General features: G+C 28.9%; 24 protein-coding genes. 17 read left to right on the forward strand and 7 right to left on the reverse strand.

Features of this window, described 5'->3' with window-relative positions:
• Positions 1–81 precede the first annotated feature (81 nt).
• On the forward strand, positions 82–975 hold the full coding sequence (locus tag ACTTBL_RS01395) for a glycosyltransferase family 2 protein (protein WP_440643286.1): 894 nt from the start codon (positions 82–84) through the stop codon (positions 973–975).
• On the opposite strand, the gene ACTTBL_RS01400 is transcribed toward ACTTBL_RS01395, so the two are convergent.
• Positions 972–1,499: an adenine phosphoribosyltransferase gene (locus tag ACTTBL_RS01400; protein ID WP_440643287.1), complete on the reverse strand. Its 528-nt coding sequence runs from the start codon at positions 1,497–1,499 to the stop codon at positions 972–974. The two genes, ACTTBL_RS01395 and ACTTBL_RS01400, sit on opposite strands and share 4 nt — an antisense overlap.
• Before the next feature lie 41 nt (positions 1,500–1,540).
• On the opposite strand from ACTTBL_RS01400, the gene ACTTBL_RS01405 reads away from it, so the two are divergent.
• The 10 genes from ACTTBL_RS01405 (at position 1,541) to ACTTBL_RS01450 (ending at position 12,177) form a co-directional block, all read left to right on the forward strand.
• Positions 1,541–2,413: an S-methyl-5'-thioadenosine phosphorylase gene (locus ACTTBL_RS01405; protein WP_440643288.1), complete on the forward strand. Its 873-nt coding sequence runs from the start codon at positions 1,541–1,543 to the stop codon at positions 2,411–2,413.
• Complete coding sequence (locus ACTTBL_RS01410; protein ID WP_440643289.1) at positions 2,410–3,846, forward strand: alpha/beta hydrolase family protein; 1,437 nt, start codon at positions 2,410–2,412, stop codon at positions 3,844–3,846. The genes ACTTBL_RS01405 and ACTTBL_RS01410 overlap by 4 nt, the downstream gene beginning before the upstream one ends.
• Positions 3,847–3,852: 6 nt before the next feature.
• A complete protein-coding gene (gene mtnA, locus ACTTBL_RS01415; RefSeq protein WP_440643290.1) occupies positions 3,853–4,923 on the forward strand; it encodes an S-methyl-5-thioribose-1-phosphate isomerase in 1,071 nt (356 codons plus the stop codon).
• Positions 4,920–5,552 carry a class II aldolase/adducin family protein gene (locus tag ACTTBL_RS01420; RefSeq protein WP_440643291.1) on the forward strand — a complete coding sequence of 211 codons (633 nt, stop codon included), beginning with the start codon at positions 4,920–4,922 and terminating at the stop codon, positions 5,550–5,552. The genes mtnA and ACTTBL_RS01420 overlap by 4 nt, the downstream gene beginning before the upstream one ends.
• A gap of 3 nt (positions 5,553–5,555) precedes the next feature.
• Positions 5,556–6,596 carry an adenosylmethionine decarboxylase gene (gene speD, locus ACTTBL_RS01425; RefSeq protein ID WP_440643292.1) on the forward strand — a complete coding sequence of 347 codons (1,041 nt, stop codon included), beginning with the start codon at positions 5,556–5,558 and terminating at the stop codon, positions 6,594–6,596.
• Between the two features lie 59 nt (positions 6,597–6,655).
• Positions 6,656–7,510, forward strand: a complete 855-nt coding sequence (locus ACTTBL_RS01430; protein ID WP_440643293.1) for a transporter substrate-binding domain-containing protein — start codon at positions 6,656–6,658, stop codon at positions 7,508–7,510.
• 44 nt (positions 7,511–7,554) lie between these two features.
• Positions 7,555–8,247, forward strand: coding sequence for an ABC transporter permease (locus tag ACTTBL_RS01435; protein ID WP_440643294.1), 693 nt, complete (start codon positions 7,555–7,557; stop codon positions 8,245–8,247).
• Positions 8,247–8,924 (forward strand): ABC transporter permease, encoded by a 678-nt coding sequence (locus tag ACTTBL_RS01440; RefSeq protein WP_440643295.1) that lies wholly within the window; start codon positions 8,247–8,249, stop codon positions 8,922–8,924. The genes ACTTBL_RS01435 and ACTTBL_RS01440 overlap by 1 nt, the downstream gene beginning before the upstream one ends.
• 2 nt (positions 8,925–8,926) lie before the next feature.
• A complete protein-coding gene (locus ACTTBL_RS01445; protein WP_440643296.1) occupies positions 8,927–9,709 on the forward strand; it encodes a phytanoyl-CoA dioxygenase family protein in 783 nt (260 codons plus the stop codon).
• Positions 9,710–9,858: 149 nt separating this feature from the next.
• Positions 9,859–12,177, forward strand: coding sequence for a hypothetical protein (locus tag ACTTBL_RS01450; protein ID WP_440643297.1), 2,319 nt, complete (start codon positions 9,859–9,861; stop codon positions 12,175–12,177).
• Here the strand turns inward: ACTTBL_RS01450 and ACTTBL_RS01455 are convergent.
• Positions 12,174–12,563 (reverse strand): DUF6165 family protein, encoded by a 390-nt coding sequence (locus ACTTBL_RS01455; protein ID WP_440643298.1) that lies wholly within the window; start codon positions 12,561–12,563, stop codon positions 12,174–12,176. The two genes, ACTTBL_RS01450 and ACTTBL_RS01455, sit on opposite strands and share 4 nt — an antisense overlap.
• Positions 12,564–12,595: 32 nt before the next feature.
• Between ACTTBL_RS01455 and ACTTBL_RS01460 the strand changes: the two genes are divergently transcribed.
• On the forward strand, positions 12,596–13,537 hold the full coding sequence (locus tag ACTTBL_RS01460; protein WP_440643299.1) for a glycosyltransferase family 9 protein: 942 nt from the start codon (positions 12,596–12,598) through the stop codon (positions 13,535–13,537).
• On the opposite strand, the gene ACTTBL_RS01465 is transcribed toward ACTTBL_RS01460, so the two are convergent.
• On the reverse strand, positions 13,527–14,603 hold the full coding sequence (locus ACTTBL_RS01465) for an AbrB family transcriptional regulator (RefSeq protein ID WP_440643300.1): 1,077 nt from the start codon (positions 14,601–14,603) through the stop codon (positions 13,527–13,529). The genes ACTTBL_RS01460 and ACTTBL_RS01465 overlap by 11 nt on opposite strands.
• A gap of 222 nt (positions 14,604–14,825) precedes the next feature.
• On the opposite strand from ACTTBL_RS01465, the gene ACTTBL_RS01470 reads away from it, so the two are divergent.
• Genes ACTTBL_RS01470 through ACTTBL_RS01480 form a run of 3 tightly spaced genes read left to right on the forward strand, consistent with a single transcriptional unit; the run spans position 14,826 to position 17,800 of the window.
• A complete protein-coding gene (locus ACTTBL_RS01470; protein WP_075504759.1) occupies positions 14,826–15,806 on the forward strand; it encodes a Bug family tripartite tricarboxylate transporter substrate binding protein in 981 nt (326 codons plus the stop codon).
• 27 nt (positions 15,807–15,833) lie between these two features.
• On the forward strand, positions 15,834–16,304 hold the full coding sequence (locus ACTTBL_RS01475) for a tripartite tricarboxylate transporter TctB family protein (protein WP_075503792.1): 471 nt from the start codon (positions 15,834–15,836) through the stop codon (positions 16,302–16,304).
• Entirely contained in the window at positions 16,301–17,800 is a 1,500-nt protein-coding gene (locus tag ACTTBL_RS01480) for a tripartite tricarboxylate transporter permease (protein ID WP_440643301.1), read from the forward strand. Before ACTTBL_RS01475 ends, ACTTBL_RS01480 begins: the two co-directional genes overlap by 4 nt.
• Here ACTTBL_RS01480 and ACTTBL_RS01485 read toward each other — a convergent pair.
• Genes ACTTBL_RS01485 through ACTTBL_RS01495 form a run of 3 tightly spaced genes read right to left on the reverse strand, consistent with a single transcriptional unit; the run spans position 17,797 to position 20,320 of the window.
• Positions 17,797–18,687 (reverse strand): DMT family transporter, encoded by an 891-nt coding sequence (locus ACTTBL_RS01485; protein WP_440643302.1) that lies wholly within the window; start codon positions 18,685–18,687, stop codon positions 17,797–17,799. The two genes, ACTTBL_RS01480 and ACTTBL_RS01485, sit on opposite strands and share 4 nt — an antisense overlap.
• Positions 18,684–19,766: a glycosyltransferase family 4 protein gene (locus ACTTBL_RS01490; RefSeq protein WP_440643303.1), complete on the reverse strand. Its 1,083-nt coding sequence runs from the start codon at positions 19,764–19,766 to the stop codon at positions 18,684–18,686. The genes ACTTBL_RS01485 and ACTTBL_RS01490 overlap by 4 nt, the downstream gene beginning before the upstream one ends.
• Positions 19,766–20,320 carry a thioredoxin family protein gene (locus tag ACTTBL_RS01495; protein ID WP_440643304.1) on the reverse strand — a complete coding sequence of 185 codons (555 nt, stop codon included), beginning with the start codon at positions 20,318–20,320 and terminating at the stop codon, positions 19,766–19,768. Before ACTTBL_RS01495 ends, ACTTBL_RS01490 begins: the two co-directional genes overlap by 1 nt.
• A 20-nt stretch (positions 20,321–20,340) precedes the next feature.
• Between ACTTBL_RS01495 and ACTTBL_RS01500 the strand changes: the two genes are divergently transcribed.
• Both ACTTBL_RS01500 and ACTTBL_RS01505 read left to right on the forward strand, forming a co-directional pair.
• The gene (locus tag ACTTBL_RS01500) at positions 20,341–20,853 is read left to right on the forward strand and encodes a gamma carbonic anhydrase family protein (RefSeq protein WP_440643305.1); all 513 of its coding nucleotides are present in this window, start codon (positions 20,341–20,343) and stop codon (positions 20,851–20,853) included.
• Positions 20,854–20,862: 9 nt separating this feature from the next.
• Positions 20,863–21,153, forward strand: a complete 291-nt coding sequence (locus ACTTBL_RS01505; protein WP_440643306.1) for a DUF1330 domain-containing protein — start codon at positions 20,863–20,865, stop codon at positions 21,151–21,153.
• 214 nt (positions 21,154–21,367) lie between these two features.
• Here ACTTBL_RS01505 and ACTTBL_RS01510 read toward each other — a convergent pair whose 3' ends face one another.
• Complete coding sequence (locus ACTTBL_RS01510) at positions 21,368–21,973, reverse strand: flavin-binding protein (protein WP_440643307.1); 606 nt, start codon at positions 21,971–21,973, stop codon at positions 21,368–21,370.
• Positions 21,974–21,976 lie beyond the last annotated feature (3 nt).

Consider the following 21,976-nt stretch of genomic DNA (forward strand, 5'->3'; position numbering starts at 1 on the left):
CGGTTACAATTATTTTTTTCATTGATTAAATTATTTTTACATTAGTAAAAAGTATTAGTATAGTTGATTTAGCTAACACTTATGTCAATATCTAGGCAAAATTTATCTGTAGTTATAGTGAGTTATATTAGTGAGGAGGTAATATATAATTGTATAGAGTCTATACCGAAAGATATTAATATTTTAATTGTTGATAATTCTGGAAACAAAGAATTTAAGTTAAGCATTGAAGAAAAATATAGTAATGCAAAATGTATTATGTCTCTCGAAAATTTAGGCATGGGAGCTGGAAATAATTTAGGCTTAAAACATTCTACTACTGATTTTGCTTTAATTTTAAACCCTGATGTTGTTTTAGAAAATAACACAATCGAAGAATTGATTATCGCTTCAAAAGAAATTGAATCATTTGCTGTAATTGCTCCTATTATAAAATCAGGTATTAACATTAATTACAAATTATTCGACGAAAATAAAAAAAATGAAAATTCTATTAATCCTTTTATGGTTAAAAGTGTTGATGGATTTGCAATGCTTTTAAATGTAAAAAAAATAAATCAGATTAAAAATTTTGAAAATTTTAAATTTTTTGATGAAAATATTTTTTTATATTTAGAAAATGATGATTTTTGCAAAAGATTAATTGACCATAATGAGCAAATTTATGTTGTTCCTAAATCTAAAATAAATCATTTAGGTGGGAAGGCTGTTAGTCAAAAGTTTTCAGAGGAAGTAGAACTGTCTAGAAACTGGCATTGGATATGGTCAAAATTTTATTTTAACAGAAAACACAAAGGTTATTTTTTTGCATTAATTAATGGTTTGCCAACTTTTATCTCAGCAGTGTTAAAGTATGTATTATATCTTGCAATATTTAATCCCAAAAAAAGCAAAATATATTTACACAGGGCAATGGGTTATTTGAATGCAGTAATAGGCAGAAAATCTTTTTTTAGACCAAATATAAAAATTTAATGTCCTGGAAATTCCATTAAATTTTCAACATTGTATTTTTTTTTAATTAAAATATCTGAGCCACCTAAATCAAATAGATTAATAACAAATATAAAAGCAGCAACTTTTCCTTTTGAAATTTCAACAAGTTTTGCAGCAGCTTCTGCAGTCCCACCTGTTGCAATTAAATCATCAATAATTAAAACAGTATCTTTCTCGTTTATAGAATCTTTGTGCACCTCTATTGTTGCTGTTCCGTATTCTAACTCAAAATCTACTGAATGAACCTCTGCAGGTAATTTATTTTTTTTTCTGAGCATAATAAATGGTTTTTTTAAAATATAAGAAACTGCAGAAGCAAATACAAAACCTCTAGACTCAATTGCAGCAATTTTTGTAAAATTAAATTTTTTTGATCTTTCTACTATTTGGTTGATTGTTTCAGAAAAAGCATTCTCATCTTTAATTAAAGTTGTAATATCTCTAAACAAAATCCCTTTTTTTGGATAATCAGGAATAGATCTAATATAATCTTTTAAATTCATAATAGTTAAATATAAAAGTATAAATAAATAAATTTTTAATTATGACAATAGGTAAATTAGCAATAATCGGTGGTAGTGGTCTTTATGACGTTGAAGAATTCATAGATAGAGAATTACTGGATATACAAACTCCATGGGGCAAACCTTCGGATCAGATCTTAAAAACTAAATATAATACTAAGGAAGTTTACTTTTTACCAAGACATGGAAGAGGACATTATGTTTCTCCTTCAAATATAAATTTTAGAGCAAATATAGATGCACTTAAGCAATTAGGTGTAACAGATATTGTTTCTGTATCAGCTGTTGGTTCTCTTAAAGAAAATTTACCTCCTGGAAAATTTGTTATCATTGATCAATTTATTGATAGGACTTTTGCAAGAAATAAAACTTTTTTTGATGATGAGATTGTTGCTCATGTATCAATGGCTCACCCAACCTCTAATGGTTTAATGAATGCATGCGAAGAGGCAATTAAAAAATCTAATATAGATTACCAAAGAAATGGAACCTATATTGTTATGGAGGGACCACAATTCTCTACATTAGCTGAATCTAATTTATATAGATCTTGGAAAGCAGATGTAATTGGAATGACTAATATGCCAGAGGCAAAATTAGCAAGAGAAGCTGAAATTAGATATGCATCAGTTTCTATGGTAACAGATTTTGATTGTTGGCATCCAGATCATGAAAATGTTGATGTTCAACAAGTGATCAAAGTTTTATTAGGAAACGCTGAAAAAGCAAAAATTATGATTAAAAATTTAATTGATAATTTTGAAAATCATATTGAACCAAATGACCCAACAAACAATTGTTTAGATGTAGCAATTATTACTGCTCCAGAAAAAAGAACTCAAAAAACTAAAGATAAGTTAAAAACAGTTGCAGGAAGAGTTTTAAATAAATGAAAAAAATATTTTTATTTATCTTATTATTAATATTTTCTACAACAACTAATTCTGAAGAATATCCTAATTCTTGGAAATTGGACATTCATTGCAAACAAGGAAAGTGGGAATGGCATGAATCTGCTTTTGTTGTAAATGTTGAAAACAATGAGTTTTCACTAGGACCTTTTAATAGATGGAATAAAAAAAATTTTGTATTTAAGGGAAAAATTGAAAATAATAAAATAAATATTACTGAAAAATTAACTTTTAGCAATGGATATAAAGGAACAATTAAATATTCAGGTGAATTTATTAGTGATAAAGAAGCAACTTTAAAAGGTAAGTTCAAATCTGATCCAGATTGGAAATGCAAAGGAAGATTTTTTAAAGTAGATCGTCCGCCACACTTTACTCCTTTCAAATACTTAAGCGAAGCAACTGAAGAGATAATAAAATTTACAAGCTATAATCCAGGTATACCATTAACAATTATAAATGGATCTTACGTAAATTCTCCTGTTGAAGTTTCAGGAAAATTAATACTTCCTAAAGAAGGTGATAACTTGCCAGTAGTCGTTACAGTTCATAGTAGTGGAGGTCCAAGTGAGTTTACCAGTGTAACTCAATCATGGCGTAATGATTTTAAAAATCAATTATTAAAAAACAATATTGGTATTTTTGAAATAGATAATTTTACAAGTAGAGGTGTCAAAGAAACTGCAACTAATCAAGGTAAAGTTTCTATTAATGCAGGGGAACTAGATGCTTTAGTTGCATATAAAATATTAGATAAACATCCAAGAGTTAATGCTAAAAAGTTGGGTATTACGGGTTTATCAAGAGGTGGAAGCGCTTCCAGCATGGCTGTTGAAAAAAAATTTTCTGATGTTGTGCTTGGAGAAGAAAATTATTATTTAGCTTCACTCCCAATGGCTCCAGATTGTTATAATGTGGGATTTGAAAATCCGACACCAACACCAGCAAAAATATTGTTTTTACTTGGAGGTGCCGATGATTACACTCCAGCAAAATTTTGTGCTAAGTACGCAGAAAAAATGAAAAAAGCTGGAGGTGATGTTGAAGTTATTGTTAAAGAAGGTTGGCATCACGATTTTTATTCAGATACACCAACAGAAAATTGCAAAGGATGTATACATATGAATAAATGCGAAATAAATTTTCCTGATGGCTGGCTTATAGATGATAAAGGATTTATTACAGAAAATTTACAAGAACCTATGGCTAAATTCTTTAAAATTGATTTAGAAAAATGGAGGGAAAAATTTATCAAAGCTGGTGATAAACCAGGAGCTAGTAATAAATTATATAGAAAACTATACATAAAGATTTACAAAAAATGTGGAGATAAAGGAACAACAGTTGGCGGTGACCATGGACGAGAAACTGTTGGTATAGCTGTGCCATTTTTTGTTAATGCGTTAAAATCATAAAATTAAATGAAAATAGAAGGTAAAGAATATCGTACAATCTGGTTTGAAAATCATGTAGTTAAGATTATTGATCAAACAAAACTTCCTCATCAATTTATAATTAAAGAATTAAAGACAGTAAAGGATGCGATAAATGCTATTAAAATAATGGAAGTGAGAGGAGCACCCTTAATTGGAGGAACAGCTGCTTATGGAATTGCTCTAGCAGTTCAAGAAAATAATGATCTAGAATTTATAAAAAAAAGTTCAGAGGATTTAATTCAATCAAGACCTACTGCAATTAATTTAAAATGGGCTGTAGATCGTATGATGAAAAAATTATCAAGTATCAATAGCGATCAAGTTTTAGATATAGCTTTAAATGAGGCAAAAGAAATATGTGATGAAGATGAAAAGTTTTGTGAAAGTATTGGTATTAATGGATTAAAAGTAATTGAAGAAATTTATAATAAAAAGAAAGACACAGTAAATATTTTAACACATTGTAATGCAGGTTGGTTGGCAACTATTAATTGGGGCACAGCAACATCACCTATTTACCATGCTCATAAAAAAGGAATACCAGTACATGTATGGGTAGATGAAACAAGACCAAGAAATCAAGGTGCAAATTTAACATCATACGAATTAAACGAAGAGGAAATTCCGAACACAATTATTGCTGATAATACAGGGGGTATTTTAATGCAGAGGGGTGAAGTTGATATGTGTATTGTAGGTACTGATAGAACTTTATCTAACGGAGACGTTTGTAATAAAATTGGAACTTATCTTAAAGCATTAGCCGCTCATGATAATAATGTTCCTTTTTATGTAGCTCTTCCAAGCTCAACAATTGATTGGGAAATTAAAGATGCAAAAAATATTCCCATTGAAGAAAGAAATTCAGAGGAATTATCTCATGTTGAAGGTATAGATGAGAATAATGAAATTAAGAAAGTTTTGATATACCCAACTAAAAGTAAAGCTATGAATTTAGCTTTTGATGTAACGCCCGCAAAATATGTGACAGGATTAATTACTGAAAGAGGGATTTCAGAAGCTTCTTTTAATGGTTTAAAAAAATTATTTAAATGAAAAATTTAAGATCTGAAATAATAAAATATTCAAAAATGCTGAATTCAAAAAAGTTATCAGCATTAAGATCTGGCAATATTTCATCAAGGTATAAAGATGGTTTTTTAATTACTCCTTCAGGAAAAAAATATTCAGCATTAAAGAACAATGATATAGTTTTTGTTTCCCTGAATGGATACTTTGATAAAAAAAAAGGAATTCCCTCATCTGAGTGGAAGTTTCATCAAGATATCTACAGAAGTAAAAAAGAAGCAAAAGCAATTGTTCATGCACATTCAACATGTGCAACCGCAGTTTCTACTCACAAGAGAGGAATACCACCTTTTCATTATATGGTTGCGATGGCTGGAGGTCATGATATCAAATGTGCAAAATACGCAACTTTTGGAACAAGAGAACTATCAAAAAATATTTTAAAAGCATTAAAAGGTAGGAAAGCTTGTTTAATTTCAAATCACGGACAGATTGCATTTGAAGAAAATTTATCAAAAGCATTTGAACTTGCTGAAGAGGTTGAAAATATATCGCTTCAGTATATAACGAGCCTTAAATTGGGTAAGCCTAAGATTCTTTCAATTAAAGAAATGAAAAAAGTTTTATCCAAAGCAAAAAATTATAAAAGAGGATAATTAATGACTAAAGTTGGAGAACACATAACTCTAGACATTATAGGTACAACAAAAGAATACGACCCTTCCGTATTTGAAAAAGTAATTAATGACATTGCAAAAGTTGCAAAAGTTACAATTTTAAATATTTCAAAATATAAATTTGAACCTCAGGGTTTTACAATTCTTGCTTTATTAGCTGAAAGTCACATTAGTTTTCACACATTCCCTGAAAGAGGAATTATAAGTTTCGATTTCTTTACATGTGGAAAAGTAAGCCCTTCTGTTGCAATTGATATTGTAAAAAAAGAATTTGAACATAAAAGAATAGTTAAAAAAGAATTTAATAGAGATACCAAATCTCTTTATCATGACATATACAGTTCACCAGGCTTACAAAAATCATATGTAGTGAATGATGTTTTAGAAGATTTTAAATCTAAAGTTGGTCAACATATAGAAATTTTAGACCTAGAACAATTTGGTAAATCTTTATTTATTGATGGTGAAATACAAGTTGCATCAACTGATGAGCATTTATATAGCTCAACCTTTGTAGGTTCTGGTTTAAATTTAAACAAAGATAATGAAAGAGCGGCAATTATTGGTGGAGGAGATGGTGGAGTTGCAAGAGAATGTATTTCAAAAAATTTTAACTTTATCGATTGGTATGAACTAGACCCTGAAGTAGTCGATGTTTGTAATAAACATCTTGGAGATATTGGAAAAAAAGCAACTGAAAAAAATTCTGTAAAATGTGTTTGGGGTGATGCTTTTGAAAGTATTAAATCAGTAAGTGATGATACTTACGATCATATATTTGTAGATCTAAATGATGATCAATTTTGTATAGATTTAGCTGCAAAAAATATGGACTCGTTAGTCAGAATATTAAAACCAAAGGGAGTTATTACGGCTCAAGTAGGAAGTCAGGATAAAAAACCACAGCAGGTTGAAAATTGGTTAAATGTTTTTAATCAAAACTTCGGAAATGCAAAATTATCAAGAATTTATATACCTAGTTTTGATTGTTCTTGGAATTTTTCTTCTTCAATAAATCATTAATTTTTCTTTTTTCTTTTTTAAAACTGTGAAATAATTATTCCTAATTAAAGGAGAAAATAATGAATGTATTTAAAAAAACTATTTTAACAGTTCTAGCTTCTTTATTTTTTATCATTGGAAATGTTTCTGCTGAAAAAATAAAAATTGGAACTGAAGGCGCTTACCCTCCATGGAATTCAAAAGATGCATCAGGTAATCTTATTGGTTTTGAGGTAGAGCTTGCTCAAGAACTTTGCAAAATTATGAAGTATGAGTGCACAATTGTTGAACAAGATTGGGACGGTATGATCCCAGCCCTAGTAATGAGAAAGTTTGATGCAATAATGGCTGGAATGTCTATTACGGCTGAAAGACAAAAAACAATTACTTTTTCACAAGGTTATGCTGATGAAGTAGCTTCTCTTGCGGTAATGAAAGGTTCAAGTTTAGAGGGAATGGATACACCAGAAGGTATTAACTTATCATTAGGTGGATCTGATGTTAAGAAAGCTCTTAAGACATTAACAGGGGCACTTGCTGGAAAAACCGTTTGTACTCAAACAGGTACAATTCACCAAAATTTTTTAGAGTCTGGTGATGTAGGGAGTGTAAATGTTAGAACTTATAAAACTCAAGATGAAGTTAACCTAGATTTAACATCTGGAAGATGTGATGTTGCCTTAGCTGCAGCAGTAGCATTTACAGACTATGCAGATAAATCAGGTAAACCAGTTGTATTAGTTGGACCAACTTTTTCAGGTGGTGCATTTGGTAATGGTGTAGGTGTTGGTATCAGACAAGCTAGCGATAGTGCGATTGGAAAAAGAGATGCCAAAATCTTAAAAGACTTCAACAAAGCAATTAACAAAGCTAGAAAACAAGGAATTATTAGCAAACTTGCTATTAAGCACTTTGGTTTCGACGCTTCTATGTAATTCATTTCAGATTTGGCGACTATAATATATAGTCGCCAATCTATATGGAACTTCTCGCATTTGGTAAAACAGGTTGGGGGGATGAGTTATTTTACGCTACCCTGATGACAGTTGCTGTATCAATTACAGCAATGTTAGTTGGTTTCTTTTTTGCATTAATATTTACGCCTTTAAAGCTTTCAAAATATAAAACTTTAAATTTAATTGGTAATTTTTACACCACAGTTATTCGTGGAGTACCTGAACTGTTAGTAATTTATCTTTTTTTCTTTGGGGGAAGTGGTGCAATTATGTATGTAGCTTCAATTTTTGGTTATTACGAATACATCGAGATTAATGCATTTATTACTGGTTCCATGGCTATTGGTATTATATCAGGAGCTTATTCAACAGAGGTATTTCGGGGAGCAATTCAATCAATAGACAAAGGTCAATTTGAAGCTGCAAAAGTTCTTGGAATAAATAAGTTTGGGCAGTTTTATAAAATAATACTACCTCAAATGTTAAGACTTGCTATTCCAAATTTAAGTAATGTTTGGCAAATAACTTTAAAAGATACTTCTCTTATCTCAGTTACAGGGTTAGTTGAAATAATGAGACAGTCTTATATTGCAGCTGGCTCAACAAGGGATCCACTCTTCTTTTATTCGTTTGCAGCAGTTTTATATCTTTTGCTTACTTACGTTAGTATGAAATTAATTAACAAATTAGAAGTGAAGTATAGCAGGGGGTATTAATGGATTTTGATTTAATGATAACTAGTTTCCCTAAACTTCTAGGAGCAACAGTAGTTACTTTAAAATTATTATCTGCATCATTATTTTTTGGATTATTCCTAGGTCTTTTCTTTGCAATTTTAAGATTAAATAAAAATATATTTATCAATAAATTTGCTTATGGCTATTCATATATATTTAGAGGAACACCATTATTGGTCCAGATTTTCATAATTTATTTTGGATTAGGCCAAATTGAATATTTAAGAACAACATTTCTATGGGTAATTTTAAAAGAACCTTATTGGTGTGCAATTATAGCTTTTACTCTAAATACTGGTGCATATACCTCTGAAATTTTAAGATCAGCATTTCAAACAATAAAACCAGGTATAATCGAGGCTGGAAAAAGTTTAGGAATACCAAATAAAATAATCTTTTATAAAATTCAAATTCCTATTGCTATTCGACAATCACTCCCAGCATACGGAAATGAAATCATATTAATGATGAAGGGCACTTCACTTGCAAGCACAGTTACTCTAATGGACTTAACTGGTGTTGCTAAATATATAATTTCAACAACATTTAAGCCAATTGAAGTATTTATTGTTGCTGGTGGAATTTATTTGTTCATGACTTTTATCATTCACAATGTAATTAAATATTTAGAGAAAAAGTACAGCTTTCAGCAATAAAAATGTTTTTATTAGAGAAACAAATTAATGATTATCAAAATGATGGTGTAATAATAATTAAAGATGCATTTAAAGATTGGATTGAGCCACTTAGAAAAGGATTTCAAAAAGTTTTAGATAGCCCAAGTAAGCACGGAAGAGAAAATGTAACGGATGATAATGGAAGATTTTTTGAGGATTATTGTAATTGGGAAAGAATAAAAGAATTTAAGGATTGTTTATATAATTCACCTGGAGCTCAAATATTTGCAGAAGCAACTAATTCTAAATCTACTCAAATTTTTCATGAACACATTTTTATAAAGGATCCAGGTACTTACAAAGAGACACCATGGCATCAAGATATGCCGTATTATTGTGTTGATGGTAATGATACTGGAAGTTTCTGGATTCCATTAGATGAAGTTGATCAGAAAAATAATCTTAAATTAATTTTAGGATCTCACAAATGGTCAAAGTTAATTAGACCTACAAAATGGTCAAATAACCAATCTTGGTATGATGATGATAGCTCTTTTATGGATTTACCGCCATTAAAAGAATTTGAAAAAAATATTTTAATTCCAGAACTAAGTTTAGGGGATGCTGTTTTATTTAATTTTAAAATTGTGCATGGATCAACAGGAAACAATACATCTAAATCTCGAAGGGCTTTTTCGATGCGATTTATTGGTGATGATGTTAAATTTATTAAAAGAAAAGGGCCAACGTCTCCTCCATTTGATGGAATTAATTTAAAATCTGGTGATAAACTGCGTGAAGATTGGTTTCCCAAAATTTTTTAGAATTATAAAATTTAATTTTTATTTATTTCTTATCGCTATTTATAATAAAATTAATATATTAAAATGATGACCTGTCTAACAATAAAAAAATTTGAAACAAAAATATCATTTAATAATTTTTTGCTTTATTAAGTGTTATAATTTTATGGATGTTATTAAAATTTTTTAAATTTCTTATTAGAGTATCTAAATTTTTTTTTGCTATAACTGGTTTTATTTCTGTAATTTTAGTTATCATAATTCTTTTTTTTGGTGACACATCTCATATTAGAAGAGCTTTAATTTTTGAAAATTTCAATCAGATGATGGGTTTCGAGGAAAAATATAATCATTTTGCTGCAAATACACCAATTAAAATTTTAAAGGTATTTTATATTGGTACTATTAATAAATTTAAGAAAAAAAAAATTCCAAACATTGAAATATTAATTAATTCAGAAAATTTAAAAATTTTAGAAGCACAACGTAAAAGATTAGTTGATGTTGATATTCCATTTTATGCTAAAGCAAAAATTAAAATAACTGAACATGAAAGTAAAACAACAGAATTAATTAAAGTTAAAATTAGGGCAAAAGGAGATAGAGAGATGCACAGACTTGATGTGGATCAAATGTCATATAAGATTGATGTAAGAAATGATAATTTTATATTTGGCATGGAAGAAATGTCCATACAAAAGCCAATTATTAGAAATTATGGCTGGGAATTATTATTTCATGAGATTATCAAAAATGAGGATTTGATATATTTAAAAATAATACCAATAAATCTTATTAGAAATTCTAAAAAACTTGGGCTCTTTGTATTAGAAGAAGGATTTTCAAAAGAACTTCTAGAAAGACAGAATAGAAAAGATGGTCCAATTATAGGTATTGAAGAAAGTTTAAATCCAATTTTTCCAATGTTAACTTATGATTATTATTCTGAAAATAAATGGATTTCTAATCATCCAGATATATATATTACATCTAGAGAAAATTTAGAGTTATTAAAAAAAAACTCAACTGACGAACAATATAAAATTTCTAATTACTTTGACATAGATAAATGGGCAAAGTTTTTTGCAATAGCCGATGTTTTGAAAGGTTATCATGCTACTGTACCAAAGTCAGTTAAACTTTATTACAATCCATCAAATGGTTTATTTGAGCCTATAGCTTTTGATGCACATATAGGAAGTGGTTATGAGGAATTTATTTTTTTAGATTTTTTTGAGAATAACAACATCAATTGTGGATATGTTTGTGAAGATAAAGATTGGCTCAAAGTTTTTTTTAATAAAAAAAACGATAAATTTATTAAACTTTATTTAGAATATTTAGAAAAATATACTTCAAAAGAATATCTCAATATAATTAATGATATTGTAAAAAATAAAATTGAACCATTTAATGAGCTTGTTTATTCTGAGTATTCAAGTTTTGATAGAGTGTTTTTCAAGGGTTTTTTACCTTATTATTTCGATTTAGAACCAATTATTAAAAGAGCTGAGTTAATTAGAATAAAACTTAATTCATTCAAAAATTTTAAACTGTTAAAAAAAGATGAAAACAATGTTGATTTTATTCAAAAAAAAATTGAAAAAAAAGAATTTAAATCTTTAACGGATTTAGGGGATATCAAAAAATTAGATAAATTAATTTTTTCGAAAGGCTTATGGATATTAAATGATTTAAAAATTATTGATAAAACAATTTTATTAGAAGATGGAGCTATTTTATATTTAAAGGGAGAAAGTTATTTTCAAGGATCAGAAAATAAAATGTTGGTTGAAGGAAACGGAATGATTGTACAATTAGAAGGAATTATAAACTTAAAAAATATTAAATTTAAAAATTTAAAAAATATTAAAATAGATGGATTGAATTGGTCAGGATCAATTAATGTTATAAATTCAAATGTTAAAATTAATGATGTAGAAATAGTTTCATCAAAAGGCGAAGATGCAATTAATCTTGTTAACTCAGAAAGCTTTGTAAATAATTTAAAAATTCTCAACAGCGCGTCAGATGCAATTGATGTTGATTTTGGAAACTTATCTTTTACAAAAATCTATTGCATCAAAGCTTATAATGATTGTCTTGATACATCAGGGGCAATGATCAAAGGAGATCATCTTTATGGTGAAGATATAGGAGATAAACTTGCAAGTTTTGGCGAGCAATCTAATGTTAATTTAAAAAATATCAATGGAAGTAATATAGATATAGGTGTGGTTTCTAAAGATGATTCATATGTAGAAATTGATAAATTAGAATTATCAAATACAAGAATATATGCAGCCGCTTATATAAAAAAGTTTTTTTTTGGACCTGCTAAATTAAAAATTAATTCTTTTAAAAATTTTTCTCAAATTGAATCAGATAAAAAAAATTTCATTAATGCTGAAGAAAACACTCTGATTGTAAACCAAAAAAATATTCAATCAAATATAAATTCAAAGGAAATCTTTTATCTACTAAATTAATAAGTAGTGTATTCTTTGATTTCTTTGATTTTTGATCCAGTGTATTTATTTATTTCTAATTTAATTTTAGCTCTATCATCATTTAGAAAATGCACATCCCTTGAGAGCTTAATAAATTTTTCTTTAAAATTCTTATCTTTTTCGCACTTTCTTTTATCATCTTCAATGACCCAAAGTTTTGAATTAATTTCTTTTAGAGATTGAAATAAACTATTAAGCGTATCATCTGTTTGTATATTTTTGTTGAATTGTTCTTTTAAGGCAGAGTATTCATCAGATATAAATTTTAATTTCTCTGGATCTTTTATTCTATCTTGCTTAATTTCTAAAATTGAAATTTTGTCTAAAAGCTCGCCTACAGATATTTCTACTATAATTTTATTCATTAAATTTTATACTATGTTAAATTGTTAAAAATATGTCTAATATTTTAATCATTAAACATGGATCTCTAGGTGATATAGCGCAAGCTTGTGGTGCAATTCAAGATATTTCTGAGAATCATAAAGGAGATCAAATTCATTTACTCACAACTAAACCATACTTTGATCTATTAAAAAAAAATCCACATATTTATAATGTTATTTTAGATAAGAGATTATCTAGACTGAACCTAATTTATTTATATTCATTAATGAAAAATATAAAAAAATATAATTTTTCTAGAGTTTATGATCTACAGAACTCAAGCAGAACAGCCTTTTATAAAAAAATTTTATTTCCAAATGCAACAAAGGATACTTGGTCTTCTACAGAAACCACTTTACCCAAAGGAACTACAAAAGAAGATTTTGATAAAGACTCTGTTCTATCAAGATTTGATTATCAGTTAAAAAGTTCAGGTATAAATACAAGTCATACTTTCAAACCTGATTTTTCATGGAGTACAACAGATATATCTCAAATAAAAAATTCCTATCAATTAGATAAATATATTCTTCTTTTTCCTTTTTGTTCTCCTCATTTAACTTCAAAGAAATGGCCTTATTATAATGAGTTAATTTCTATGATTAATGAAAAATCAGAGAATAAATTTAAAGTAGTAATTGCACCTGGGCCAAGTGAAATTAAAGAAGCATCAAATATTAATGCACTCTGTGTTTTAGATAATGATAAAGCTTTAGATATTTCTCAGTTAGCAACATTAATTAAAGATAGCTCATTTGTTATTGCAAATGACACTGGACCAGCACATATGACAGCACACTTAGGATCAAAAGGAATCGCTTTATTTGGATCTCATACAACTCCTTTTAAAGTGAGTATCGAAAGGGAAAATTTTAAAGCAATACAAGCTTCTGAATTATCTAAACTTTCAGCAGAAAAAGTTTTTGAAAGACTTTCTGAAATTATTTCTTAATTTTTTCAATTACTCTTAAAAATACAGGAACTGTGAAAAGTATGAAAAGTAATCTTATTATATGGTGAAAAGCAACAAAGTCTGGATCTAAATCAAAAGCAATTGCTATGACAGCTACCTCATAAATTCCACCAGGACTAAATGATAATATTAAAGTTAAAATATTTGTCTCAACAAAAAATGTTGCAGCATAGGCTGCAACTAAACCTAATACTACCAAAATAGCAGTAGCTACAATACTATGAAGAGAATTATTAGCTATTTCTCTAACAGTTTTTTCAGCAAACCTACAACCAACTGAGGAACCAAGAATTAACAGACAAAAATTTACTGTTTCATCTGGTAATTTATAAGAAGCTATATCTGTAATTTGCAATAAACCACTCGCAAATAATGTTCCAGATAGTAAAGCAGCAGGAATTCTAATTTTATCAAAAACAAAAATAAAAAATAAAGATGCAATAATTAGTAAAATTAAATTTAAATGATTTTGAGCTAAATAATTAAAGTCAACATTTAACAAAACATTATTGTCCGAATTATTAACTATAATAAATGGAATGACAGTTATAATGATGATTAATCTAATTAAGTGAGAGGTTGCAACTTGAGATAAGTCTGTTTTTTCATTTTCTGCTAAAATCATTAAAGGACCCAGTGCACCTGGGGCAGCTGAAAATATTGAGGCCTTTTCCCCATAACTTGCAAATTTTTGAAGGTATTTAGCGATAACTAAAATACAAATTATTATGTAGATTAACATAATTAATGAAGTCCAAATCCAATCAAGCATTTGATTAAATAGATTTTGGTCTATGTAATTTCCAATATGCAAACCCAAAATTATCAAGATAAAACTTAATACAATTTTTGGCATAATAATTTTAAGACCTGATAAAGCAGCAATTGAAGTAATAATCATAGGTCCCAAAAACCAAGCTAGAGGAATATTAAAATAGTCAGCAATAATTGCGCTAGGAAAAGAAATTATTAGAACAGAAAGAAATTTTATTGAAAACATTTGTTTAGCATTTTCAAGATAAGATTTGATTTGATGTTTAATCATTCATTAAGCTTCTATCATCAACTTTTTAAAAGATAAGAAAAAAGAAATTAAAACTAGTGAATTAAGTGAAACTTTAATCTGTAAAAAAAATAAAACATCATATTTTATTTATATTTTTTTTGATAAAACAGTTTCAATTAAAAGTTGTATTACTCAATTACATATTGAATAAACATTAAGACTATAATTAACTGGCTCTTTTAAATTAAAGAGGGATAAATAATGAAAAACTTAAAAAAAATAGTTTCAGTATTATTTTCAGCAATCCTATTATTCTCAGCAACAACGACAAGCTCAGTAGCAATTGACAAATTGCACTTTGTAATTGGCGGTGGTGCTGGTGGTGGTTGGGATGGAACCGCTAGAGGTACTGGAGAAGCTTTAACAAAAGCTGGTATGTTAAGTAGTGCATCATTTGAAAATATGTCAGGTGGTGGTGGTGGTAAAGCTTTAGCTTACATGATCAATACTAAACCTGCTAATACAGTTTTAGTTCAATCAACACCATTAGTATTAAGATCAATTACTAGACACAAAGGTTATGTAAAAGGAAGTGGAACTTTATCTTATAAAGATGTTGTGCCAATAGCTGGTGTAATTGGTGACTACGGTGCTATCGCAGTTGCAAAAAGTTCATCTTTTAAAAATTTTAAAGATGTAGTTGATGCTTACAAAAAAGATCCAAATTCAGTTAAAATGGCTGGTGGATCAGTGAGAGGAAGTATGGACCATTTAATTGGTGCTTTAGCTTTCCAAGCTGCAGGTGCAGATCCAAATGCTGTTCAATACATTCCTTATGATGCTGGTGGAAAAGCTTTAGCTGGACTTTTATCTGGAGAAACTCAAATCATATCAACTGGTTTAGGTGAATTGATGGGTGCAAGAGACCAAGTAAGAATTATTGGTATCACGGCGCCTTCAAGAGTTTCTGATGCACCAGATGCACCAACTCTTAAAGAACAAGGATATGATGTACAATTCGTTAACTGGAGAGGTTTCTTTGGCCCTCCAGGTATGAGCAATGCTGATAGATCAGCTATTGCAAAAATGCTTGGCGATGTACAAAAAACTCCTGAATGGGAAACTGTCAGAGCAAGAAATGCTTGGGTTAATATTTATAATCCAGAAGGCAAGTTTGTTTCTTTCTTAGAAAAACAAACTCAAGAAATGACAGCTCTTATGAAAAAATTAGGAGTTATATAATCCTTAGGATTATTCGAAATTAGAGCAGTGAATATAAATACTACTAAAATTATATCACTGCTCTTTTTTATTTTTTCAGCATTTTATTTATATACTGCTTACCAAATTCAAGTATTTGCATTTGATGAAAATGCACCATTTAATGCACGAACATTTCCAATTTATTTAGGTTATGCAGGATTATTTTTTTCTGGATTAAAACTTATTTTACCAGATCCAAATACAATTAAAGTTGATCATAAAAATTTAGAATATAAGAAAACAGGAATACTTATACTTATTGCTATTATTTATGGAGCTACAATTTTAAAAGTTGGATATTTTTTAACTACATCTTTATTTTTATTTGCGTCATATTACTTTTTAGGAGAACGAAGATGGATTTTAATGTTTTTATTATCCTTTCCATTTGTTGCTGCCTTTATGTATCTCCTGCACGGTATTCTTGATATATATTTGAGGGACCCATTCTTACAATCAATAGGAGTTATGGGATGATTGAAGGAATATTAATTGGATTAACAACAGCACTTACTTTTCAGAACATATTAATGGTTATGGTTGGTTGTTTTTTTGGAACAATAATTGGAATGCTCCCTGGTCTTGGGCCAATGACAGCTATCGCATTGATGATACCAATTACCTATGGTTTCGATCCTGCAACAGGATTAATTTTGATGGCTGGAGTTTATTATGGAGCAGTATTTGGAGGTTCTACTTCTTCTATATTATTAAATGCTCCCGGTGTTCCTGGAACAGTTGCAACTTCATTTGATGGTTATCCTATGGCACAACAAGGTAAAGCAGGCAAGGCTTTAGCGATTGCAGCATGGAGTTCATTTGCAGGTGGAACATTATCTGCAATTTATTTATTATTTATGGCACCAAGTTTATCAAAAGTAAGTTTATCTTTTAGATCACCAGATTACTTTGCTTTAATGATTTTAGGTTTAACAGCGATTGCTGCTTTTTCTTCTAAAGGACAATTTTTAAAAGCAATGATGATGGTAGTGCTTGGCTTAATGTTGGCATCTGTTGGCCAAGATAGTTTGTCTGATATTACAAGATTTACATTTAATAATATGAACTTAACTGATGGAATTAGTTTCGTACTAGTTGTGATGGCAACTTTTGCAATGAGCGAAGCACTAACAATTATTTTAAAAAGAAATGATCCAACCAGTGCTGCTAAACAAGTTTCTTTAACTGAGTTAGGCTCAATTAAAATTAATAAAGAAGAACGAACAAAAATGTATAAAACAATTCCAAGATCATCTGTAATTGGTTTTTTAATTGGTGTTTTGCCTGGAGCTGGTGCAACAATTGCTTCCTTTTTGGCTTATGGAATGGAACGAAACGTAGTTAGTGATGAAGAAAAAGAAAAATTTGGTAAGGGAAGTGTAAATGGTTTATCCGCACCAGAAACTGCAAATAATGCTGCTTGCTCAGGTTCTTTTGTGCCAATGCTTACTTTGGGAATTCCCGGAAGTGGAACTACAGCTGTAATGCTAGGTGCTCTTTTAGGTTTTGGTGTTCAGCCTGGTCCTAGACTTTATATGACTAATCCAGAGATTTTTTGGTCAATAATAATGTCTATGTATATCGGGATGGTAATTCTACTTATTTTAAACTTACCACTTATACCTTATATAGCTAGAATTCTTGCTGTTCCTAAAAATTATTTAATTCCTTTAATTTTATTTTTCTCTGTTACTGGGATTTATGTAATGTCGTTTAATAATTTCGATATTTATTTAATGATTGGGATTGCTGTAGTTGCAACTTTTTTAAGATTATATGATTTTCCGATGCCACCTTTGATATTAGCTTTTGTACTTGGTGGATTAATGGAGGAAAACTTGAGACGATCTTTATTATTAAGTAATGGTTCTTGGGAATTTTTGTGGGATAGAACTTTAACTGCATGTATCTTAGCTACTACAATTTTAATTGTAGTGTGGCATATCTACAAAACTTTTAAGAAGAAAAATTAAGATTTAATATCTATTCGTTTTCTAATAATTTCTTTATCAAGCTTCATTTCACGATAAGACATGATTAAAATACCTAAAAATATAACACTAGCACCAATCCAAGTGAAGAGATCAGGTGTTTCACTAAAAACATAATATCCAATTAAAGAAGCAAACACTAAACTTAGAAATGAGTATGGTTGTGTCATACTAACATCTACTAATTTGTATGCGTGATTAATGCAAAGATGTAACAATGTACCAAATAAACCTGCAAAAAATAAATAAATCAAAGTTTGAAAACTAGGTGTTTGCCAATAAAATAACGCAATAATGAAACTAAAAATTGTCATATACGTGTATCCATAAGATAAAATCGTAATCGAACTATCGTCTTTTGCGATAGTTTTTGTAATTATAATCACTATTGACCACATAAAAGACGATGCCATTGCCATATAAACTCCAAGAGAAATTTCAATTATTCCTGGTCTTAAAATTATTAACATTCCTATAAATCCTAAAACCAGTGCAAAACTTCTGTATATGTAAATTTTTTCTCCTAGAAACAAAACTGCCAAAATAGTTACTATGAAAGGAACAACAAAAGATATTGCTGTAGCTTTTTCAATTGGCATCATTACTAAAGCTGAGAAATATAACAGCATTGAAGGTAAATTTAAGACCGCTCTAAGAAAATGTTTTTTATGATGATTTGTTTTAAAAACTGTAAATTTAGATTTTAGCATATAAGGAAAAATAATTAGGAAACCAAATAAAAATCTAAAAAACCCTGCAACATAAACATTAACTTCTTCTTGTGCTAATTTTAAAAAGGTTAACATCAATGTTCCGCAAAAAACTGAGATGATAATTAAAAAAATTGCTAATTTATTATTTGAAATCAATTTAGTATCTTTTTGTATTCTTCAATTATTTTTGACCATTTAAATTTATTCACAAATTCTTTCGCATTTTTCCCAAGCTCTAAATATTTTTTATTTTCCAGCAAAGAATTAATAGAGGAATAAATGTCTTCAAGATTATTTCCATCACATATTAAACCAGTTTTTTCATGATCAATTGCATCCGCGGCACCACCATCTTTACCACCAATTGATGGAATACCGTATTGTGCAGCTTCAACATATGCAATACCAAAACCTTCAACTGATTTTTTATGGATTATGGATGGCATTACAAAGATATTTGATTTTGAAACTAAAGAATTTTTTAAATCGTTACTAATATCTTTAAAAAACATAACTTGTGCTTCAAGATCTAGTTCTTTCACCAGTTTTTTAATATTTTCTTCTTCCTCTCCATATCCAACACATATGTAAACAATGTCAGGATAAATTTGTTTTAAATTTCTTAAAGCCATTACTATTTTTTCATGATTTTTACGTTTATCAAATCTTGAAACTGTGATTAGCCTTGGATTTTTAACTTTAAGTATACTTTCAACTTTATCTAAAGTTTTTTTATTTAATTCTTCAGCAGGATCCACACCCGGGTTTATTACAATTACTTTATTTGCATTAACTCCAAGTTCTATTGCTAGATCTTTTGTAAACTGAGAATTTGCTATAACTTTTTCAACGTTATTTAAAACACTAACTACTCTTTTGTTTTGACTAGAACCTTTAGGATGGTTGATTTCTTTACTGTGAATTAAACAGTATTTTTTCTTAAAAGTTTTAATAAGTTCTAAACTTTTCCAATGATCAGCAATAACACCATCTATTTTATTTTCCTTGATATATTCATTAATTAATTGTGCTTTTCTATATTTTCTAAGTAGTTTAATTCCTCCAACTCTTTCGATCGAAAAAGAGGCTTGCTCATCAAATTCTTTATGACCTTCTATATGATCTGCAAAAACTTTTATCATAAAGTTTTTAGACAGTTCTCTTGAAAGGCCCCACATTAGATTTTGCATACCACCAAGCTCAGGTGGGAATGATCTAGTTACAATTAGATACATTAATCATACTTCCATTTAATACCACAGCCTGCACTAGGTATTTGATCTTCAGGACCTTTTCCGGTTTCAGCTATTTGTCTCATAGCTGTAAGCAGATCACTTTCTCCATCTTTAACTGGAATAAACTTTTTAAGTTCTCTTAATCGTCCTCTGTATTGAAGTTCTAGATTTTTATTATAGCCGAAGAAATCTGGAGTACATACAGCATCATATGCTTTAGCAATTTCTTGAGTTTCATCATGCAAGTAAGGAAAATTGAAATGATTTTCATTTGAAAACTTGATCATGTTATCGAATGAGTCGTCTGGATAATTAACAAAGTCATTTGAGCAGATAGCAACTGAGTTGATACCAATTTTTTTCAATTCATTACAATCTTCAACTAATTCTTTTGTAATAGCTTTTACATATGGACAATGATTGCAAATGAACATTATCAAAGTTCCATTTTCACCTTTGATATCATTTAAAGACAGAATTTTATTATCAGTAGATTTTAATTCAAATGGAATAGCTTTTTGACCAAAATCACATATTGGAGTTTGTATTGGCATACTGTAAGAATATATAAATTATGTTTTATGATTTAAAAGATAAAAAACCAAAAAACTCTGGCGAAAATTGGGTAGCACCTAATGCAACTATAATTGGAGATGTCACATTAGAGAAAAATACAAGCATTTGGTTCAATGCCGTTTTAAGAGGAGATATAGAAAATATTCACATAGGTGAGGGATCTAATATTCAAGATGGCAGTGTCTTACATACCGATCCTGGATGTCCTTTAAAAGTAGGTAAAAATGTTACTGTAGGTCATTTAGTAATGCTTCATGGATGTACCATTGGAGATAACAGTTTAATTGGAATTGGAGCTGTCATTTTAAATAAAGCTAACATTGGAAAGAATTGTATTATTGGAGCTAAAGCTTTGATAACAGAAAATAAAATCATACCTGACAACTCATTAGTTGTTGGTTCTCCAGGCAAAGTTATTAGAGAAGTTACAGAAGACGAAAAAAAAGCAGTATTTGAAAACACAAAACATTACCAAGATAATTGGAAAAAATACTCTAAATCAATTTTTTAAAGGAGATAAATGCCAGCAGGCTACGTAATAGCTCAATTAAAAGTAACTAATCCTGAAAATTATAAAGAATATGTTCAGAAGGTTACGCCACTTGTAAAAAAATTTGGTGGAGAATTTTTAGTAAGAGCTGGTGAATTTAAAATTTTTGATGGAGAAACAAAATTTCCTAGAATTATTATTCTTAAATTTCCTACATATGAAAAAGCATTAGAATGGTATAATTCTGAAGAGTACAAACCAATAAAAAAGATAAGATTAGATAATTCTGAGGGCACAAATATAATTATTAAAGGTATTTGAAATAATTTATTTACTTAAATAATAGATCGTTGACTGAATAAACTATCAATCCAATTATTATTAAAAACAAAATCAAAAAAGATATTTGTCCACTTAACTTTGATTTAAGTTTGGTTTTATCCTCTTTAAATTTTTTAAAATAAATACTTCCAAATCTCATTACAGCCAATCCCAACAATATAAGAAATGCTGTAAATATATATCCGGTAACCATCTATGGAACTAACCAAGTATCTTTATTATTTTCTAAATTAAATTTTGCTCTTCTATGACCCTTAGCTGCTAAATAAAGCCATTCTATTGATTTAATCTTGCACTGGATAACAGTAAAGTTTTTATAACCTTCCTCACTTTGTTCTTTCGTGTAATCAAAATTGTCTAACTCTGGTTTTAGTCCAGATGTCGGTAGATCAGACTCGGTTCCTGGACCATTATCAACTAAATAGCATTTTCTACTAATATGTTGGGTTTTAGACCAAGATTCTTTTGTTACATTATTATTGTGATTAACAGTGCATTCAACTTTCAGTCTAACCTGTATTTTTTCATCTTTGTCGTAAAAAAGCATTGCAGCGTTTTTATTAGCTTTTAACTTTTCAATTTTATCTGACCGAATATCACTATGATATTGTACTAGATTGTTTGATTGATCAGATTTTCTAAGAACTACAATTCTTCCGTCAAAGTCTGATTTATCACCACAAATAAACACTGGTATTCGAAAAGGAGAACTTCTATCTTTAACTGCATTATCTAGCATTGACCAAATTTTTTTTTTGATCTCAGCAAAGTCCTCGTAATAAGGAACTGTATCTGTCACAAA

Origin of the sequence: Candidatus Pelagibacter sp. HIMB123 (genome assembly GCF_052048195.1) — a bacterium.
GTDB lineage: Bacteria > Pseudomonadota > Alphaproteobacteria > Pelagibacterales > Pelagibacteraceae > Pelagibacter.

Bases quoted from the DNA above. Each gene is read 5' to 3' on its own strand.
- ACTTBL_RS01410 (WP_440643289.1), top strand. From the start codon at position 2,410: ATGAAAAAAATATTTTTATTTATCTTATTATTAATATTTTCTACAACA.
- ACTTBL_RS01420 (WP_440643291.1), top strand. From the start codon at position 4,920: ATGAAAAATTTAAGATCTGAAATAATAAAATATTCAAAAATGCTGAAT.
- ACTTBL_RS01430 (WP_440643293.1), top strand. From the start codon at position 6,656: ATGAATGTATTTAAAAAAACTATTTTAACAGTTCTAGCTTCTTTATTT.
- ACTTBL_RS01435 (WP_440643294.1), top strand. From the start codon at position 7,555: ATGGAACTTCTCGCATTTGGTAAAACAGGTTGGGGGGATGAGTTATTT.
- ACTTBL_RS01460 (WP_440643299.1), top strand. From the start codon at position 12,596: ATGTCTAATATTTTAATCATTAAACATGGATCTCTAGGTGATATAGCG.
- ACTTBL_RS01450 (WP_440643297.1), top strand. From the start codon at position 9,859: ATGTTATTAAAATTTTTTAAATTTCTTATTAGAGTATCTAAATTTTTT.
- ACTTBL_RS01500 (WP_440643305.1), top strand. From the start codon at position 20,341: ATGTTTTATGATTTAAAAGATAAAAAACCAAAAAACTCTGGCGAAAAT.
- ACTTBL_RS01445 (WP_440643296.1), top strand. From the start codon at position 8,927: ATGTTTTTATTAGAGAAACAAATTAATGATTATCAAAATGATGGTGTA.
- speD (WP_440643292.1), top strand. From the start codon at position 5,556: ATGACTAAAGTTGGAGAACACATAACTCTAGACATTATAGGTACAACA.
- ACTTBL_RS01495 (WP_440643304.1), bottom strand. From the start codon at position 20,320: ATGCCAATACAAACTCCAATATGTGATTTTGGTCAAAAAGCTATTCCA.
- ACTTBL_RS01480 (WP_440643301.1), top strand. From the start codon at position 16,301: ATGATTGAAGGAATATTAATTGGATTAACAACAGCACTTACTTTTCAG.
- ACTTBL_RS01470 (WP_075504759.1), top strand. From the start codon at position 14,826: ATGAAAAACTTAAAAAAAATAGTTTCAGTATTATTTTCAGCAATCCTA.
- ACTTBL_RS01455 (WP_440643298.1), bottom strand. From the start codon at position 12,563: ATGAATAAAATTATAGTAGAAATATCTGTAGGCGAGCTTTTAGACAAA.
- ACTTBL_RS01490 (WP_440643303.1), bottom strand. From the start codon at position 19,766: ATGTATCTAATTGTAACTAGATCATTCCCACCTGAGCTTGGTGGTATG.
- ACTTBL_RS01395 (WP_440643286.1), top strand. From the start codon at position 82: ATGTCAATATCTAGGCAAAATTTATCTGTAGTTATAGTGAGTTATATT.
- ACTTBL_RS01400 (WP_440643287.1), bottom strand. From the start codon at position 1,499: ATGAATTTAAAAGATTATATTAGATCTATTCCTGATTATCCAAAAAAA.
- ACTTBL_RS01505 (WP_440643306.1), top strand. From the start codon at position 20,863: ATGCCAGCAGGCTACGTAATAGCTCAATTAAAAGTAACTAATCCTGAA.
- ACTTBL_RS01440 (WP_440643295.1), top strand. From the start codon at position 8,247: ATGGATTTTGATTTAATGATAACTAGTTTCCCTAAACTTCTAGGAGCA.
- ACTTBL_RS01405 (WP_440643288.1), top strand. From the start codon at position 1,541: ATGACAATAGGTAAATTAGCAATAATCGGTGGTAGTGGTCTTTATGAC.
- mtnA (WP_440643290.1), top strand. From the start codon at position 3,853: ATGAAAATAGAAGGTAAAGAATATCGTACAATCTGGTTTGAAAATCAT.
- ACTTBL_RS01465 (WP_440643300.1), bottom strand. From the start codon at position 14,603: ATGATTAAACATCAAATCAAATCTTATCTTGAAAATGCTAAACAAATG.